Genomic DNA, 15770 nt, shown 5'->3' on the forward strand with positions numbered 1-15770 from the left:
TCGTCAATGCTGGGTTTCGGTGTTGATCGGGGTGCGCCGCCCCTGCGGGGCTTCCGCCCCCTTCGGCATGGTGACGGTCAGCACGCCGTTCTGGAACCGGGCGGTGGCTTCGTCCTCCTTGACGCCGTGCGGCAGGGAGAAGCGGCGTTCGAAGCGGCCATAGCGTCGCTCGCTGTACCCGCTGGACGCATCCGTGCTTTCCTGGCGGCGTTCGCCGCAGATGCACAGCACCCCGTTATCGACGCTGAGCGTGACATCCTTTTCGGTCAGGCCCGGCAGTTCGGCGGTGACGGTCATCGCGGTATCGGTATCGGCGACCTCGACACTGGGCCAGGTGCTGCCGGTGGGGCTGCGCGGATCCCATGCCTGCATGAAATCGTCGAACAGCCGGTCTATTTCCCGCTGGAGACTCATGAACGGACCGCCTTGCCGGTCCTGCGCCGGCATGGGTGGCCGACTGTCATCCCGTCCCCAGGGCATCAGAGAGCGCATAGCCATTGGTTCGTTCCCCTCTGGAATGCGTGATCGGGTAAACCCGATCACGCATTCCAGGCTTTTGTTTTCAGAGCATCTTCACGTGATCAGGTGATCTTACCTCATCACGATCTGCTCTGGCATGGCCGGAGACGCCACGCTGACCGTGGCTGCGACCCGGCCCCTGGAAGCTGGGACGACAGGGGTCGATATCAAGAGGTATTCCTGAAATCTCCTGACGGATAAACAATTGATTTCCGAAGTCGCCTTCCCTTCCGTTCCCTCATCCGGCCAGGGACCGGCGGCCCGGGTCGCTGTTGCGCTCGGCCAGCAGGGCCTCGGCGGCTTCGACAAGGGTCTGCCAATGGATGGTCCGGAGCTCGTCATTGGCTTCCCGGGCCTGGACCAGGTACATCCGGGCGATCAGCACGGCGTCGGGTCCGTGGCGCGCGACGAGTTCGACCGCCTCGGCCGGGACCAGTTTGCGATGGTTCTGCATGGCCTGCCTCCCTCTCTGATGGCGGTCTGCCAGAGATTGGCGGCAGGGCGGCGGGGTTCAATATCGCGACGGGTCGCGGGCAAAAAAAAGCGGGCGCCGCATGGCGCCCGCCGGAGCATGAAGGGGGCGGCATCGCTGCCCCCGGCTGGCCGTCAGAAAGCGGTCGAGACGGTGCCTGTCATCGTGAAACGCGGTTCGACCATGAAGGAATTTCCAGTGCCGGTCGTGTTGGCGTTCTGATCCGTGGCGCGATAGACCACGCCCATCGGGCCGGTGCGGACGATGGAGCCGGTCAGGTTCGTGAAGTTCAGACGGAATGTCGGAGACTTGGCGAACATGAACGGCTTGAAGTGATAGCCGAGCGACAGCGTGTTGGTGACGTAGCCCGGCATGCGCTGGTCCCCGGCGACGCTGACCGACTGCGCGCCGGTATAATGCACGCTGCCGTTGGCGAAGAATCCCTTGTAGGTATAGGTCAATCCGAAATTGGCCATGACGTGCGGCGCCATGACCGCCTGCGTGCCCTTCGAATGGATCAATGTCGGCACGGCCTCGTTGAGGTCCATGACATTGCTGTCCTGCCGGGCGTTGAGGTATTCGATCGACGCATAGGGGCTGAAGCCGTGGATGGACCGGCCGGACACCATCAGGTCGAAGCCGCGCATGGTCTGGTTGCCGATCGAAATCGGCTTGAAGCTGTTATAGCCGATATACTGGTTCACGATACGGTTGGTGACGTTGTAGTTGAACAGCGCCAGGTCAACGATGACGTATTTGTCGTGATAGCGGTATCCCAGCTCTTCCTTGATGGAATACTGGTTTTTCGGGAAAGCGTTGGGGGCGGTGGGCAGCCAGCCCATGTCGACGGCGCTGGGCTGGCGATAGTCGCCTTCCGCGTTGACGTAGATCTGGTGATGCTCGTTGAACGTATAGCCGATGGACAGTTGCGGCAGCGGCTCGGTCGTGTTGGTGCTGTACCGGTTGTACGGGTCCGCGGTCCAGGTATTGGCCATCACGAACTTGAAGCCGGCATGGATGACCAGCTTGTCGTGCAGGTATTTCGCGGTGTCCTGCAGGAACAGCGAGTGCAGCTCGTAGCCGGCGTTCTGGCCGTAGGGCGAGGTGGTCTTGTACAGGTACCACGGGCTCGGCGGGGTGCCGTCGGCATTCGTCGCCCCGCTGGGATAGGACTGGTCGGTGTAGTTGTTTTCGTACCAGTAACCCAGCGAGAACGCGTTATGCGGGTCGATCTGGTAGCCCAGCTTCGTCACCGCGCCCACCTGGCGGGTGGCGTTCTGCAGGAAGAAGCTCGTCTGGTTGACACCGTCGACGACGCCGCCCGGAGACGCGTCCCAGCCCTGCCCGAAGCTGAAATAGGGCTGCAGGTCGAAGCTGAAGCGTGCCGGCAGAACGATATGCAGCGGCGCGGTCAGGAAGACCTGGTTCCAGTGATCCTTGTTGTTCTTCCAGTAATTGTCGTCCGAAGGATTGGCCGAACGGCCCCAGCCCTGCCCGGTGTGCTTGAAGGTGTAGAATTCCTGCGCGGTCGGGTAATTGTCGATGGTGAAGTTTTCGTTGTTCCACGACACGAAGACCTTGGCGGTCGAGCCGTTTTCCCAGTCCTTCTGCACGCCGAAATCCAGGTGGCGGCGTTCGTTGATGCCCGCGCCCATCCAGGCCCTGTCATGCGTGTTGGAGAACGAGACATAGGCGCGCACGCCGCTGTTGCCGATATCGCCCGATTCCAGACGCAGGAATTCGCGCGACAGGTTGTTGGTCCCGTACGAGAAATCCATCAGCCCGCCGGCCTTGTGCGATGCGATGTGCGACTGTTCGTTCATCACGCCGCCGGCGGCCGACATGACCGGCAGGTCGATGCCCGAGCTGCCGGGGGTGACGTTGACCTCTTCCAGGTTCTCGGAATCGATGTCCTCGGCCATGTATTTGGCCGCCGCCGCGGGGGCGCCGTCCACCATCAGGCCCATGTCCAGGTCGGTCAGGCCGCGCACCTCGATCATGCCGCCCTGCATGCCGCCGGTATCGGGCGTGGACACGCTCAGGCTCGGCAGGTTCTTGATCAGGTCGAGCGCCGTGCTGGTTGGCGCGCGCATGTCGATATATTCCTTGGCCACGGTCTGGACGGTATGCGGCGCCGTTTCCAGCCGCATCATGCCGCCGCCGCCGTTCAGCGCCTGGCGTGACGAGACGACCGAGATGTCCTCGGGCGAGGCAGCCCGCGCCACCGTGGTGCGCGGCGCGGCGGCGCGCGGGGTCACGGGGTGGGCTGCGGTCGCGGCATGGGCCGCCGGGGCGGCGGGGGCATGGGCCGCGGACGTGGCGGCGGTGCTGGACGTGGCATGACGCTTGGGCGGCGTCGTCGTGGTCGTCGCGGCTCGGGTTTCGGCACCCGACAGGGCAACGCTGCAGACGACGCCGGCCAGACAGGACATGGCCAGAAGCCGGCTTCGCAGTCCGGGCTTCCGGGGGTGATGCGTCATTCCTCGATCCTTCTCAGTTCGTCCTGTTCCGCACGTGTCAGGTCGTGCGGAAATCGTGGCTCGCAATACTCCAAGACGGGCGTGCCTGACACCCGTCTTTCGTAACGAAATTGGCCCCATGCGCCGAAAATCAGTTCATTTTCGAAACTTATGGATGGCCCGCAGCCACCTCAAGGAAAAAAGAATCATCAGGCTGTTGCTGCGATGAGCACACGTGGGAAATACTGCTTCGCCCCGCGGCCATGACCTGGCCATGCGTGGGACCGGCCCCTATGTTCCATAGCAGTAATGACGCGGTGCGTGGCGGGATGCGCCGACTGGCCGCCGTTGCCCGGCAGCGGCGATTCAGAAGATATCCACGATAAGGATCGTCGCCGGTCCCCTGTCGGCTATCGCACGGTCGGACGATGGAGGGACAGGTCGTCCACGACCATATAGGCGATTTCGCCCTGTTCGGCGTTGGCGCCCTGGGCCGGATCGGCGGCATAGAGGGCGTGAAGCAACGCCCTGTCGAACGACGTGAGGCGGGAGGGCGCCGTCTTCTGGAAATGGCTGTCGTTGAACAGGCTCATGATGGAGTTCTGGTCGAAAATCTCTCCGAGTCTCGGTCCGGAAAGAACGACGAAAGAGATATAATCTGCCAGTTGTCCCCAGGTCGATCCCGAAGCAAGTGGTAAATCCACGATAACGATCGTTGAACCTGTTTCGGATTGGGTTGTCTTTTTTATCCAGTCCCCTCCCGAATAGGATTCGAATTCAGGAACTCCTTGTTCGTTATGCTCGCCAATACCGGGGACGAATGCGTCCATTGCACCAGGTGCCGGGACCCTGAGATTGCTTCGATACCAGCGCACGGGGAGATTTTCCGAAGGTCCGCGGCCGCGATCTCGGGTGGGATCGAAATATGTCTCCCGATGCCCCTGGGAGGTTGTTCGCTGCCGAGCATCGGGGCGCGCGCGATAATCGCATTGAATGCGTCCGTCCCGTTGTCTGCAAACAGGACAATGACGTTCGCGGTGTCGCAATGTTTCGAGATGCCTGGGATAACCGATTCGGCGGCTTTGTTCAGACGATCGACGACGAAGCTGCGAAAGCGCTCGGGAAGACCCGAGACCAGTGGGCAGAATGAACTGTCCCGTCGCACGACCTGCCGATACCACGGCGCATAGACCATTTTATCGACTTCCTGCCGGACCTCGTCCCGGGACATGCCGTTAACGACAATGGTCTCGTGTGCCGGATTGCCAGCGGGTCCGGGAAGGTCGGCTGCGTGGGCACAGGATAAGGATACGGCGGCGAAAGCCCCTGCCGCCGCGATTCTTTGCAGGCCCACCCTGAAGCTGCGGCGTGTGGCGGTCCGCCGGACGCCATTTTGCTCACACGGTTGCATTCTGTGCTCCCTCCCTGTCTTTACCGAATGGTAAAGTGGAGTCGATCAATCAATGTAACGTGTCACGAATTTACATTCATTGACGGTTTGCGTGGTGATGTGAAGGCGGCAAAAGCTTTGGACCGTAACATTACTGTGCGGCATCTTCCATGCTGCCGACAGGATGCCTGTCCGCGGCATCGTCATGCCATCTGTTCCAGTCTTCCCGTCGCGAGACCTGTCGTAAGAGTCGCAAGAAGCGTACCGGCAAGGAAAAACAATCATGGGGCAGCCTCGACCGACCGCGCGGTCGCAGGCGGACGACGTCCGCAAGCGGGCGAATGACGGATCAGCGCCGCCGGGATCGCCAGGGAGCCGGAGATCGGCGAACGTCAGCCTACCGGTGCCTGAGCGCGGGGAATATCTGGCGATTTATTGTGATTTGTCGCTTGAATGGTGCCCAAGGGCGGAATCGAACCACCGACACTGCGATTTTCAGTCGCATGCTCTACCAACTGAGCTACTTGGGCACCGGGCCGTCATCCGGCGCGGGCGGTGCGGTTGGACCGTGCCGCCGTGGGGGTGTGATCTATCCCACCTCATCGCCGGGATCAACCCGTCTCGGGTCGTTTTCGTCGAAGATTTGTCCGTCCTCGCCGTGGTCCCATCCCTGGTCCGGGTCGGGCACGCGATAGGTTTCCGAGAACCAGCGGCCCAAATCGATGTCCCCGCAGCGCTTCGAGCAGAAGGGACGGAAGGCCGTCTGCCCCGGCCGGCCGCAGATCGGGCAAGGGGGCAGGGGGGCAAGGTCGGTATTCGTCGGGGTGGGGTCGGTCATGGTCGTGTGTCCCGGTCGTATGTCCAGCCCTGGGGCGGCAGGGCGGGGTCCAGCCGCCAGGCCGGCTGGTGGCCCGACAGGCGCAGGGCGTCGGCGATCGCGTCCGGATCCTCGGCCAGGGCGCGGGCCAGGTCGGTGCCCACGCGCAGGCCCGGCGGCCGTCCCGGCTGGCCCGCCGACCGGCGGACCCAGTCATCCAGCATCTGCAGCGCCCGGCCCGGCGCGCCGGACAGCATCTCGTGCAGCGGCGGGCGGATGCGGGTCCGCAGGATTTCGGCCAGCCCCAGGGCGGTGAAGCCCAGGAAGCGCGGCCGCAGCGGGTCCTGGGCCAAGGCGGCCTCGATCGTCTCGCGCAGGGCCTGGCGCTTGCGGATCGCCAGTCCCGCCACGTCCAGCACGATGGCGCCGGACAGGTTGCGCAGGCGGATCTGGTGCAGCAACGCCGGCAGCGCGTCGCGGTTGGCGGCGAATTGCGCCGTCTGCTTGGCGCGCCGGTCGGTGCTGGCGCCTCCGCCGTCCATGTCGATCGCGACCAGCGCCGGGGTGGGGGTGATGCTGGCGCGCATGCCGCCCGGCAGCGCCACCACCGGGTCGGCCAGTGCCGCGCACGCGGCCTCGGTTTCCTCGTCGAAGGCGCGGGGGACACGTTGCATCCGGGGCCGCAGGCCGGGCGGCAGGCGTGCGGCGATGGCGGCGTCGTCGATCACGATCGGCGCATCCGGCCATGCCTGGGCCAGCGCGTCCAGCGGGGTGGGGCCACGCGCCAGCAGCGCGGGCGGCCCGGCCGCGTCGCTCCCGCCTTCGGCCTTCAGGCGCGCGCCCTTGCCACCCTGCGGGGCACGGACCACGCGGACCAGCACGGCATCGCCTTCGGTCGGGGCCGTGCCGGCCGAGTCCGGCAGGAAGCCGGCGGTGCCGTCGGCCAGGTCGATGAAGGTGCCGCCCAGGGCGGGCATGCGCGCGCCGGCGCGGCCGCGATGCAGGTCGCCCACGCCGTCGGGGCGGCCCGGGCGCCACAGGGCGTAGTCGCGCAATCCGGTGTCGTCGGTGACGGCGATGCGGATCTCGCCCGGCGCGCTGGCGGCCAGGATCCGCGTCGTCACCGGATCCAGTCCCCTTTCTGGCCGCGCAGCATCTGCGCGACCTCGAACAGCGGCAGGCCGATCACGGCGGAGGGGCTGCCGGACAGGAAGCGGATGAAGGCGGCGGCGTGGCCCTGGACGGCATAGCCCCCGGCCTTGCCGTCCCAGTCGCCCGCATCCAGCAGGGCGTCGATCTGCCGGTCGGTCAGGCGGGAGAAGGCGACGGTGCTGACGACCACGCGCTCGGCCGGGCGCCCCGCGGTCCACGATGCCGTCGGGTGCAGGGCCACGGCGGTCAGCACCGTGTGGCGCCGGCCGGACAGCAGGGACAGGCACTGCCGCGCGGTTGCGCGATCCTCGGCCTTGGGCAGGATGCGCCGGCCCAGTGCCACCACCGTGTCCGCGCCCAGCACCAGGGCGGGTTCGTCCAGCGTGGCCGCGACATGGGCGGCTTTTTCCCGCGCCAGGCGCTGGGCATAAGGGCGGGGCAGTTCGCCGGCGTGCGGCCGTTCGTCGAGATCGGCTGCGATGATTCGCCCCGGCACCAGTCCGATCTGCGCCAGCAGGTCGCGCCGGCGGGGCGAGGCGGAGGCCAGGACGAGCCGGGGCTCCCCCACCCCCGGATCCCCCACCTGGGGCGGGGCGCTGTCGGACATGGAGCGGTCCGCCTTACTTGAAGCGGAAGGTGATGCGACCCTTGCTGAGATCGTACGGGGTCATTTCGACATTCACCCGGTCGCCGGCCAGGACGCGGATGCGGTTCTTGCGCATCTTGCCGCTGGTGTGGGCCAGAATCATGTGCTCGTTGTCCAGTTTCACGCGGAACATGGCGTTGGGCAGCAGCTCGGTCACCGTGCCGCTGAATTCGATCATGTCTTCTTTAGACATCGTGTCCTTCGATCATCTTGTTGACCGGCGCCGGGCCGGCAGAACGGTGCAGGCGGAACCGCTGGATCGGCCAGGTGGCGCGATCCAGCGGCCCATGAAGTGGAATGCAGGCGGATATGTGCGGATTGTAGGCACTGCGGTCAAGCTTTGTCGGACTCGCGCGCCACGGCGTCCAGCCGCGCCGACACGCTCAGCGCGTGTGCGTCCAGCCCCTCGGCCCGCGCCAGGGCCACCGCCGCCGGCCCGATCCGGCGCAGCGCGTCCGGCCCCGCGCCGATGAAGGTCGTGCGCTTCAGGAAGTCGAACACCGACAGGCCCGAGGCGAAGCGCGCGGTCCGGCTGGTGGGCAGGACATGGTTCGGACCGCCGACATAATCGCCGATCGCCTCGGCGCATTGCCGGCCCAGGAAGATCGCCCCGGCATGGCGGACCCGGGCGAACAGCGGTTCCGGATCGGCCAGCAGCAGTTCCAGATGTTCGGGCGCGATCGCGTCGATCAGCGACGCGGCCTCGTCCAGGTCGCGCACGGTGATGATGGCGCCGTGGGCGCCCCAGCTCGCCCCCGCGATGGCGGCGCGGGGCAGGGTGCGCAGTTCGGCCTCGACCGCCTCCGCCACCCGGTCGGCCAGGGTGGCGTCCTGGGTGATCAGGATCGACTGCGCCAGGGCGTCATGCTCGGCCTGCGCCAGCAGGTCCAGCGCGACGATGCGCGGATCGGTGCCGCTGTCGGCCACCACCACGACCTCGGACGGGCCGGCGATGCTGTCGATGCCCACCCGGCCGAACACCTGACGCTTGGCCTCGGCCACATAGGCGTTGCCGGGTCCGACCACGCGGTCCACCGGGCGGATGGTCGCGGTGCCGTAGGCCATGGCCGCCACGGCCTGCGCCCCGCCGACGCGATAGATCTCGGTCACGCCGGCGCGTCGGGCGGCGGCCAGCACCAGCGGATTCAGCACGCCGTCCGGGGTCGGCACGCACATCGCCAGCCGCGCCGCCCCCGCCACCCGCGCGGGCATGGCGTTCATCAGGACCGAGGACGGATAGGCCGCCGTGCCGCCGGGCACGTACAGCCCGACCGCGTCCAGCGCCGTCCAGCGCATGCCCAGATCCACCCCGTCCGCGTCGGTATAGCGCAGGTCGGCCGGCATCTGGGCGCGGTGGAAGGCCTCGATCCGGGTGGCCGCGACATCCAGGGCCGCCAGCAGGTCGGGCGGGACCCGGGCGCAGGCGGCCTCGATCTCGGCCTCGGTGATGCGCAGGCGGTCCGGCGTGACCGGCATGCGGTCGAACCGGGCGGTATAGGCGCACAGCGCCTCGTCGCCCCGCGCACGCACGGCGGCCAGGATCTCGGCGACCGGGGCATCGACGCGGGCGGTGTCGCCCTCGCGGTCGTCCAGCAGGCGGGCGAAGGCGGCACGGAAATCGGGTTGCGCGGTATCCAGCCGTTTCATGCGCTGACGGTCTCCGCCACCGTGGACGCGGCCAGGGCGTGGCGGAAGCGCGCGATCAGCGCGCCGATCCGCTCCGGCTGGGTCTTCAGCGCCGTGCGGTTGACGATCAGCCGGCTGGTGACGGTCGCGATCGTCTCGGTCTCCTCCAGCCCGTTGGCGCGCAGGGTGGACCCGGTATCGACCAGGTCCACGATCAGGTGCGACAGGTCCAGCACCGGGGCCAGCTCCATCGCGCCGTGCAGGTGCACGATGTCGGCATTGATGCCGCGCGCGGCGAAATGGCGGCGGGTGATGGCCGGATATTTGGTGGCCACCCGCACCCGCGACCAGCGCGCGGGATTGTCGGTTCCTTCCTGCCCCCTGGGCCGGGCGACCGACACGCGGCAGGCGCCGATCCGCAGGTCCAGCGGGGCGTAGATCTCGGGATAGTCGAATTCCATCAGCACGTCGGCGCCGCAGATGCCCAGTTGCGCGCCGCCGAAGGCCACGAAGGTCGCGACGTCGAACGAGCGCACGCGCACCACGTCCAGCATCGCATCGTCGGTGGGAAAGCGCAGGCGGCGGCTGCCCTCGTCCAGGCAGTCGGCGGCGGGCGTCAGGCCGGCCCCGGCCAGCAGCGGGGCGGCGGCCTTCAGGATGCGTCCCTTGGGCAGGGCGAGGATCAGCTTCGTGTCCTGGGTTGTCTCCCGGGTTAGGGCGGTCATGCGGTCTCCAGCTACAAAACGCGCGCCCCATGCGATACCGGCCAGGCGCCATGTGGGCTGCGCCTTATCACATTCCGCCCCGCCGCAGGAAGGGCGCGCGCCGCATCATTCCCGAACGCGCTCGATCTGCGCGCCGCAGCGCGCCAGCTTCTGTTCCACGGCCTCGTAGCCCCGGTCCAAGTGATAGACGCGGCTCAGGATCGTCTCGCCATGCGCTGCCAGCCCCGCCAGGATCAGCGAGAACGAGGCCCGCAGGTCGGTCGCCATCACCGGCGCGCCCGACAGCGAATGCACGCCGCGAATGATCGCGGACGAACCATGGACGTTGATGCGCGCGCCCATGCGGTTCAGTTCCGGCACGTGCATGAACCGGTTTTCGAAGATGGTCTCGGTGACCATCGACGCGCCCTCGGCGACCGACAGCAGGGCCATGAACTGCGCCTGCATGTCGGTGGGAAAGCCGGGATAGGGCTCGGTCATGATGTCCACGCCGCGCAGCGCCCCGGTGCGGCGCACGCGCAGGGCGTCGTCCTCCTGGAACACCTCGACCCCGGCTTCCTCCAGCGCGCGGACCACCGCGCCCAGATGGTCGGCCCGGCCGCCGATCAGCCGCAGCTCGCCGCCCGTGATCCCGGCGGCGCAGGCATAGGTGCCGCATTCGATCCGGTCGGGCATCACGCGGTGGGTCGTGCCGTGCAGCGCCTCGACCCCTTCGATGGCCAGCGAGCCGGTACCCGTGCCGGTGATGCGCGCGCCCATGCCGTTCAGGCAGGCGACCAGGTCCGCGATCTCCGGCTCGCGCGCCGCATTGATGATCTCGGTCCGCCCGCGTGCCAGGCAGGACGCCATCAGCAGGTTTTCCGTGGCGCCGACCGAGGCGAACGGCAGGATGATGCGTTCGCCCACCAGCCCGCGCGGCGCGCGGGCGTTGATATACCCGTTTTCCAGCGAGATCTCGGCGCCCAGCGCCTCCAGCCCCTTCAGGTGCATGTCCACCGGGCGGGTGCCGATGGCGCAGCCGCCGGGCAGGGACACCCGGGCCTCGCCGCAGCGCGCCAGCAGCGGGCCCAGCACCAGGATCGAGGCGCGCATCTGCGACACGATGTCGTATGGGGCCTCGGTGTTCGTGATGGTGCCGCCGACGGCCAGGGTGCCGCCGTCGCCCTCCAGGTCCTCGACCGTGACCCCGTGCTGTTCCAGCAGCCGGCGCATGGTCGTGATGTCCGCGATGCGCGGCACGTTGCGCAGCACCAGCCGTTCGGAGGTCAGCAGCCCCGCGACCAGCAGCTTCAGCGCCGCGTTCTTGGCGCCGCCGATGACGATGTCGCCGCGCAGCCGGTGGCCGCCGTGAATGATGAAACGGTCCATGGCCGGGCTCCTACATCCGTGGGGTCGCGACGCCGCGCTGTCCCATATATTTGCCCGCCCGGTCGGCATAGCTGACCTCGCACGGCGACGCGCCCTGGAAGAACAGGAACTGGCAGATCCCCTCGTTGGCGTAGATGCGCGCCGGCAGGGGGGTGGTGTTGCTGATCTCGATCGTCACCTGGCCTTCCCATTCGGGCTCCAGCGGGGTGACGTTCACGATGATGCCGCAGCGGGCATAGGTGGACTTGCCCAGGCAGACGACCAGCGTGTCGCGCGGGATGCGGAAATATTCCACCGTGTGCGCCAGCGCGAAGCTGTTGGGTGGAATGATGCAGACCGGCCCCTCACGCGTGACGAAGCTGTTGGACGCGAAGTTCTTGGGGTCGACGATGGCGTTGTCGACGTCGGTGAAGATCTTGAATTCCGATGCCACCCGCGCGTCGTACCCGTACGAGGACAGGCCGTAGGAAATCACGCCCTCGCGCGTCTGCTGCTCGACGAACGGTTCGATCATCCCGGCCTCGCGGGCCTGCTGTCTGATCCAGCTATCGGGCATAATCGGCATCAAAGATCCTTCCGTCGCGTGGAGGGTGACCATCCTCCTCCCTGCCAGCCCCGACCACTAGCGAAGGCCGCGCCCGACCGCAATCAGCTCTTTGCGCCGTCCTCGGCCGCCGCGTCCGGGACGGGCGGCGCGGCGGGCGCGTCGGCGCGGGCGCGCGACTGCTGCTTGCGCCGGCGCAGGTTCTCGCGCAGGGCGGCGGCCTCGCGCGCCAGGCGCTCCTGCCGGGCGGCCTCGGCCTTCTCGGCCTTGCTCTTTTCGGTCATCGCCGCCGGGCCGCCCACAGCAGCACCAGCGACCCCGCCATCAGCAGCGCGCCGGTGCAGTCCAGGACCAGGCTGGGCCATCCGTGCCACAGCAGCGGCCAGTGCCACTGGGACTGGCCGATTTCCAGCAGGATGCTGGTGCCGAAGCAGAACACCGCCAGGCTCTGCGCCCAGGACACCAGGGACGTGGACAGCCGGGCCGGGGGGCGCGGGGCGGCGCGCGTGCCGCGCCGCGACGGGTTACTGGACATGGGCGGTTCCTGTGAGGTCGGTTCTGTCGGGGGGCGTATCCCCGGGCGTGGCATCGGGTGTGGCATCGCCTTGGGCGGCCTGCCAGGCGAACCATCCGGCCAGGCTGGAGCCCAGGATTTCATCATACACCGCCAGGGTGGCCTGCTGCATCGCGGCCGTGGTGTAGCTTGCCTGCACGCTTGCCCGGGCGGCGGCGCCCAGGGCGGCGGCGTCTTCGGGCGCCATGTCCAGCACCGCGCGGATCGCCCCGGCCAGGGCGGAGGCATCGCCGGGGGGCACCAGCAGGCCGGTCTGCCCGTGCGCGACGGTTTCCATCGCCGCGCCGTGGGCGGCCACGATCACCGGCCGGGCCATGGCCTGGGCCTCGATCACCACGCGGCCGAAGGGCTCGGGCCGCAGCGACGGCATGACCACGACGTCCGCCAGCGCCAGGGCGGCGGGCATGTCCGCGCACAGGCCGGCGAAATAGACCCGCCCGCGCAGGGCGGGCTGGGTTTCCGCCATCTGCGTCAGGCTGCGCGCGAACCGGTCGCGGCGCCGCGCCGGCCCGACGAAGACGCAGGCCCAGTCGCGCCCGCTGCCGCCCCTGGCCTGCTCCTGGGCCTCCATCCGCGCCAGCGCCTCCAGCAGCAGGGCCTGGCCCTTCCAGGGGGTGATCCGGCCGGGCAGCATGATGATCGCCGCGTCCTCGGGCAGGCCCCATTGCTCGGCCAGGGCCTGGATGCGGGGGCCGCGCACGATGTCGGGGTCGAAACGCGCGGTATCCACCCCGCGCGGGATCAGCCGCAGCCGGTCCGGTCCCACCCCGTAATCGCGGGCCAGGCGCTGCGCGATGAAGGCGCTGATGGCGATGACCCGCCGCCCCGATGCCATGACGGCATTGTACCGCCGCTTGCCCGGAACGCTCTCGCGGTACACGCCGTGCCATGTCGTCACCAGCGGCACCCCGGTGCGCCGGCAGGCCAGCGCCGCCGACCAGCCGGGGGCGCGCGACCGCGCATGGACCAGATGCACCCCCTGCGCGCGGATCAGCCGTGCCAGCCGCCGTGCATTGAGCAGGATTCGCAGCGGGTTCTTCGTGCGCAGGTCGATCGGCATATGCACGCCGCCGGCATGGCGCAGGCGGGCCAGCAGCCGGCCGCCGGCGCACGCCACCAGCGCCACGCCCCCGGCGCGGGTGATGGCGTCGGCCATTTCGATGGTGCCCTGCTCGATCCCCCCCGCGTCCAAGGCGGGCAGCACCTGAAGAATGACGGGGCGATGCGCAAGCGACTCCATGCGCCCGCTTAGCATGAACCGGCGGCCAGTGCATCGTTCCGCCCGCGTTGCGCGAAGGGGGCGGGCTTGACCGCCGCCTCCCGGCCTGCGCCAAATCACCCCATGACGGTCTCGGTGCTTCAGTGTCTGCCCGGAAACGCGCGCCGAAACGTGCGCCGGCGACCGCACGCGGCCTTGCCGGGGGCGGTGCCGGCCCTGCGCATGGTGGGGGCGGGGCTGCTGCCGGCGTGGCTGGTGATGGCCGCCCCGGCCGGCGGGCAGGCGCGGGCCGTGCCTCCGCGACATGATCAGGCCCGGCCCGTTCCCCTTCCGGAAGCGGTGTCCGGCCCCTCGCTGGCAACCTGCCTGTCGCATCTGCCCGACGACCCCGACGGTGCGCGGGATTATGCCGCCGCCTGGGCGGCGCGGGGCGGCGGCGGCATCGCCGCCGGGCGCTGCGGGGCGCTGGCGCAACTGGCGCTGGGCGACGCGCACGGCGCGGCCGTCGCGCTGGACGGGCTGGCCCATGCCCCCGGCGACCCCGCCACCCGGGCCGCCATCGCGCGGGACGCCGCGGGCGCCTGGGCGGTGGATGGCGACCCGCCCCGGGTCCTCGACAGCGCCGGATACGGGCTGATCCTCGCCCCGAGGGACGCGGGACTGCTGATCCTGCACGCACGCGCGGCGGTGGCCGGTGACCGCGCCGCCCAGGCGGTCGCCGACCTGACGCCGCTGCCGTCCGATCCGGCGGCGCAGGCCGAGGCCCTGGTCGTGCGGGCATCGGCCTATCGCCGGCTGGGGCGGATCGACCTGGCCCGCGCCGATATCGACCAGGCGCTGCGCCGCACGCCGCAGGATGCCGCCGCCCTGCTGGAACGCGGCATCGTCCGGCAGCGGCTGGGCGACATGCCCGGCGCCCGCGCGGATTGGGAACAGGTGATGGAGGTCGCCCCGGACTCCCGCCAGGCCGACCTCGCCCGCCAGGACCTGGCGGTGCTGGAAGCCGACCCGGACGCCCCCTGATCCCGCTCGGACAGGCACGCAGGGGTGGCACTGTCACGTTCGCGTCATATGTGATCGTGTAACATCGACTCCGCCCCAGACTGTGCTACGGATAGGGCATGAGGTGCGTGCCACCTCCAAGAAGATAGAAGAACAAGAAGAAACAAGAAGAGACGGAAACCTCCATGAAGAAGGGTAGCGCTGCCGCTGTCCCTTTTTCCGGCGTCGCTCCTGATTCTGCCAAACCAGAATCCGGCCCCTCGGGGCGACGCCGGTTCGTCCCGCCGGTTCATGGTTGGGGCGGCCTTCTTTTCACGCGGGACATTCTGGCCTAACGAGAACGCATGACGCGCATTCTCGTGATCAAGCTGGGTGCGCTGGGCGATCTGGTCCAGGCCTTCGCCCCCTTCGCCGCCATCCGCGCCCATCATCGTTCTGCCTCCGTCACCCTGCTGACGACCGCCCCGTTCGCGGCCCTGATGCGCGCATCCCCCTGGTTCGACCGGGTGGAGGTGGATTCGCGCCCGTCCTGGCGAAACCTGCGCGGGCTGGCGGCGCTGCGCCGCACGCTGGTCGGGTACGACATGGTCTACGACCTGCAGACATCCGGCCGGTCGTCGCGCTATTTTCGCCTGGCGGGCCGTCCCGCCTGGTCGGGGATCGCGGCGGGCGCGGGCTGGCCGCACGACAATCCCCACCGCGATGTCATGCATACCCGTGCCCGCCAGCGCGACCAGTTGCGCCGTGCCGGCATCGCCCAGGTGCCCGACCCCGACCTGTCCTGGCTGGCGGGGGGCGGGCCGGTCCTGCCCGCGCCCTATGCGCTGCTGGTGCCGGGCGCTGCCCCGCACCGGCCGGCCAAGCGCTGGCCGGCCGAACGGTTCGGGGCCCTGGCCTGCCGCCTGCACCAGCGCGGCCTGACGCCGGTGATCGTGGGCACGCAGGCCGAATCCGGCCTGGCCGCCATCATTCGCGCCGCCTGCCCGGCCGCGCGCGACCTGACGGGCCGGACCGGCCTGCCCGACCTGGCCGGGCTGGCGGCGCGCGCGGCGCTGGCGGTGGGCAACGATACCGGGCCGATGCACCTGGCCGCCGCCATGGGCTGCCCCGCGACGGTGCTGTTTTCGCGCGACAGCGACCCGTCCCTGACCGCGCCGCTGGGCCGCGCGCCGGGGCAGGTGCGGGTCCTGCGCGTTGACGATCTGGCCACTCTGAGCGTGGATAGGGTTGCGGCCTGCCTCGGCTGACGCCATTACA

At 68.9% G+C, this 15770-nt stretch carries 17 protein-coding genes and 1 tRNA gene; 2 read left to right on the forward strand and 16 right to left on the reverse strand.

The features are described 5' to 3' along the window. Positions 1 to 3 precede the first annotated feature (3 nt). The 16 genes from GDIA_RS10740 to GDIA_RS10820 all read right to left on the reverse strand — a co-directional run bounded on the left by GDIA_RS10740 (position 4) and on the right by GDIA_RS10820 (position 13532). A complete protein-coding gene (locus GDIA_RS10740) occupies positions 4 to 414 on the reverse strand; it encodes an Hsp20/alpha crystallin family protein (RefSeq protein ID WP_244410075.1) in 411 nt (136 codons plus the stop codon). Between the two features lie 343 nt (positions 415 to 757). Next, positions 758 to 973: a hypothetical protein gene (locus GDIA_RS10745; RefSeq protein WP_012224725.1), complete on the reverse strand. Its 216-nt coding sequence runs from the start codon at positions 971 to 973 to the stop codon at positions 758 to 760. Between the two features lie 152 nt (positions 974 to 1125). Continuing rightward, positions 1126 to 3471, reverse strand: coding sequence for a TonB-dependent receptor (locus GDIA_RS10750; protein ID WP_012554152.1), 2346 nt, complete (start codon positions 3469 to 3471; stop codon positions 1126 to 1128). 389 nt (positions 3472 to 3860) lie between these two features. Beyond that, the gene (locus GDIA_RS19205; RefSeq protein WP_144879995.1) at positions 3861 to 4280 is read right to left on the reverse strand and encodes a hypothetical protein; all 420 of its coding nucleotides are present in this window, start codon (positions 4278 to 4280) and stop codon (positions 3861 to 3863) included. A 1014-nt stretch (positions 4281 to 5294) separates the two neighbouring features. After that, a tRNA-Phe gene (locus tag GDIA_RS10765) sits at positions 5295 to 5370 on the reverse strand. Positions 5371 to 5429: 59 nt separating this feature from the next. Continuing rightward, positions 5430 to 5678 carry a DNA gyrase inhibitor YacG gene (locus GDIA_RS10770; RefSeq protein WP_012554153.1) on the reverse strand — a complete coding sequence of 83 codons (249 nt, stop codon included), beginning with the start codon at positions 5676 to 5678 and terminating at the stop codon, positions 5430 to 5432. Then, the gene (locus GDIA_RS10775) at positions 5675 to 6781 is read right to left on the reverse strand and encodes a ribonuclease E/G (protein WP_012554154.1); all 1107 of its coding nucleotides are present in this window, start codon (positions 6779 to 6781) and stop codon (positions 5675 to 5677) included. Before GDIA_RS10775 ends, GDIA_RS10770 begins: the two co-directional genes overlap by 4 nt. After that, positions 6778 to 7416 (reverse strand): Maf family protein, encoded by a 639-nt coding sequence (locus tag GDIA_RS10780; RefSeq protein ID WP_012554155.1) that lies wholly within the window; start codon positions 7414 to 7416, stop codon positions 6778 to 6780. Before GDIA_RS10780 ends, GDIA_RS10775 begins: the two co-directional genes overlap by 4 nt. 13 nt (positions 7417 to 7429) lie before the next feature. Continuing rightward, the gene (gene infA / locus GDIA_RS10785; RefSeq protein ID WP_003622234.1) at positions 7430 to 7648 is read right to left on the reverse strand and encodes a translation initiation factor IF-1; all 219 of its coding nucleotides are present in this window, start codon (positions 7646 to 7648) and stop codon (positions 7430 to 7432) included. A 140-nt stretch (positions 7649 to 7788) separates the two neighbouring features. Then, a complete protein-coding gene (hisD, locus tag GDIA_RS10790) occupies positions 7789 to 9102 on the reverse strand; it encodes a histidinol dehydrogenase (RefSeq protein WP_012224737.1) in 1314 nt (437 codons plus the stop codon). Continuing rightward, positions 9099 to 9806, reverse strand: coding sequence for an ATP phosphoribosyltransferase (hisG, locus tag GDIA_RS10795; protein ID WP_012224738.1), 708 nt, complete (start codon positions 9804 to 9806; stop codon positions 9099 to 9101). The genes hisD and hisG overlap by 4 nt, the downstream gene beginning before the upstream one ends. Positions 9807 to 9911: 105 nt before the next feature. Beyond that, on the reverse strand, positions 9912 to 11174 hold the full coding sequence (gene murA, locus GDIA_RS10800; RefSeq protein WP_012224739.1) for a UDP-N-acetylglucosamine 1-carboxyvinyltransferase: 1263 nt from the start codon (positions 11172 to 11174) through the stop codon (positions 9912 to 9914). A 10-nt stretch (positions 11175 to 11184) separates the two neighbouring features. Beyond that, on the reverse strand, positions 11185 to 11739 hold the full coding sequence (gene dcd / locus GDIA_RS10805) for a dCTP deaminase (RefSeq protein ID WP_012554156.1): 555 nt from the start codon (positions 11737 to 11739) through the stop codon (positions 11185 to 11187). An 83-nt stretch (positions 11740 to 11822) separates the two neighbouring features. Beyond that, positions 11823 to 12002 (reverse strand): hypothetical protein, encoded by a 180-nt coding sequence (locus GDIA_RS10810; protein ID WP_012554157.1) that lies wholly within the window; start codon positions 12000 to 12002, stop codon positions 11823 to 11825. After that, a complete protein-coding gene (locus GDIA_RS10815) occupies positions 11999 to 12253 on the reverse strand; it encodes a hypothetical protein (protein ID WP_012554158.1) in 255 nt (84 codons plus the stop codon). The genes GDIA_RS10810 and GDIA_RS10815 overlap by 4 nt, the downstream gene beginning before the upstream one ends. Further along, positions 12243 to 13532, reverse strand: coding sequence for a glycosyltransferase family 4 protein (locus tag GDIA_RS10820; protein ID WP_231854238.1), 1290 nt, complete (start codon positions 13530 to 13532; stop codon positions 12243 to 12245). The genes GDIA_RS10815 and GDIA_RS10820 overlap by 11 nt, the downstream gene beginning before the upstream one ends. 150 nt (positions 13533 to 13682) lie before the next feature. On the opposite strand from GDIA_RS10820, the gene GDIA_RS10825 reads away from it, so the two are divergent. Continuing rightward, positions 13683 to 14534, forward strand: a complete 852-nt coding sequence (locus tag GDIA_RS10825; RefSeq protein ID WP_012554159.1) for a tetratricopeptide repeat protein — start codon at positions 13683 to 13685, stop codon at positions 14532 to 14534. 323 nt (positions 14535 to 14857) lie between these two features. Continuing rightward, positions 14858 to 15760, forward strand: a complete 903-nt coding sequence (locus tag GDIA_RS10830; protein ID WP_012224744.1) for a glycosyltransferase family 9 protein — start codon at positions 14858 to 14860, stop codon at positions 15758 to 15760. The last annotated feature ends 10 nt before the right edge of the window (positions 15761 to 15770 follow it).

The sequence above is a fragment of the Gluconacetobacter diazotrophicus PA1 5 genome (assembly GCF_000021325.1).
GTDB lineage: Bacteria > Pseudomonadota > Alphaproteobacteria > Acetobacterales > Acetobacteraceae > Gluconacetobacter > Gluconacetobacter diazotrophicus.

Bases quoted from the DNA above. Each gene is read 5' to 3' on its own strand.
- GDIA_RS10740 (WP_244410075.1), bottom strand. From the start codon at position 414: ATGAGTCTCCAGCGGGAAATAGACCGGCTGTTCGACGATTTCATGCAG.
- GDIA_RS10780 (WP_012554155.1), bottom strand. From the start codon at position 7,416: ATGTCCGACAGCGCCCCGCCCCAGGTGGGGGATCCGGGGGTGGGGGAG.
- murA (WP_012224739.1), bottom strand. From the start codon at position 11,174: ATGGACCGTTTCATCATTCACGGCGGCCACCGGCTGCGCGGCGACATC.
- GDIA_RS10815 (WP_012554158.1), bottom strand. From the start codon at position 12,253: ATGTCCAGTAACCCGTCGCGGCGCGGCACGCGCGCCGCCCCGCGCCCC.
- hisG (WP_012224738.1), bottom strand. From the start codon at position 9,806: ATGACCGCCCTAACCCGGGAGACAACCCAGGACACGAAGCTGATCCTC.
- GDIA_RS10830 (WP_012224744.1), top strand. From the start codon at position 14,858: ATGACGCGCATTCTCGTGATCAAGCTGGGTGCGCTGGGCGATCTGGTC.
- GDIA_RS10750 (WP_012554152.1), bottom strand. From the start codon at position 3,471: ATGACGCATCACCCCCGGAAGCCCGGACTGCGAAGCCGGCTTCTGGCC.
- GDIA_RS10820 (WP_231854238.1), bottom strand. From the start codon at position 13,532: ATGGAGTCGCTTGCGCATCGCCCCGTCATTCTTCAGGTGCTGCCCGCC.
- infA (WP_003622234.1), bottom strand. From the start codon at position 7,648: ATGTCTAAAGAAGACATGATCGAATTCAGCGGCACGGTGACCGAGCTG.
- hisD (WP_012224737.1), bottom strand. From the start codon at position 9,102: ATGAAACGGCTGGATACCGCGCAACCCGATTTCCGTGCCGCCTTCGCC.
- GDIA_RS10745 (WP_012224725.1), bottom strand. From the start codon at position 973: ATGCAGAACCATCGCAAACTGGTCCCGGCCGAGGCGGTCGAACTCGTC.
- GDIA_RS10810 (WP_012554157.1), bottom strand. From the start codon at position 12,002: ATGACCGAAAAGAGCAAGGCCGAGAAGGCCGAGGCCGCCCGGCAGGAG.
- dcd (WP_012554156.1), bottom strand. From the start codon at position 11,739: ATGCCGATTATGCCCGATAGCTGGATCAGACAGCAGGCCCGCGAGGCC.
- GDIA_RS19205 (WP_144879995.1), bottom strand. From the start codon at position 4,280: ATGGACGCATTCGTCCCCGGTATTGGCGAGCATAACGAACAAGGAGTT.
- GDIA_RS10770 (WP_012554153.1), bottom strand. From the start codon at position 5,678: ATGACCGACCCCACCCCGACGAATACCGACCTTGCCCCCCTGCCCCCT.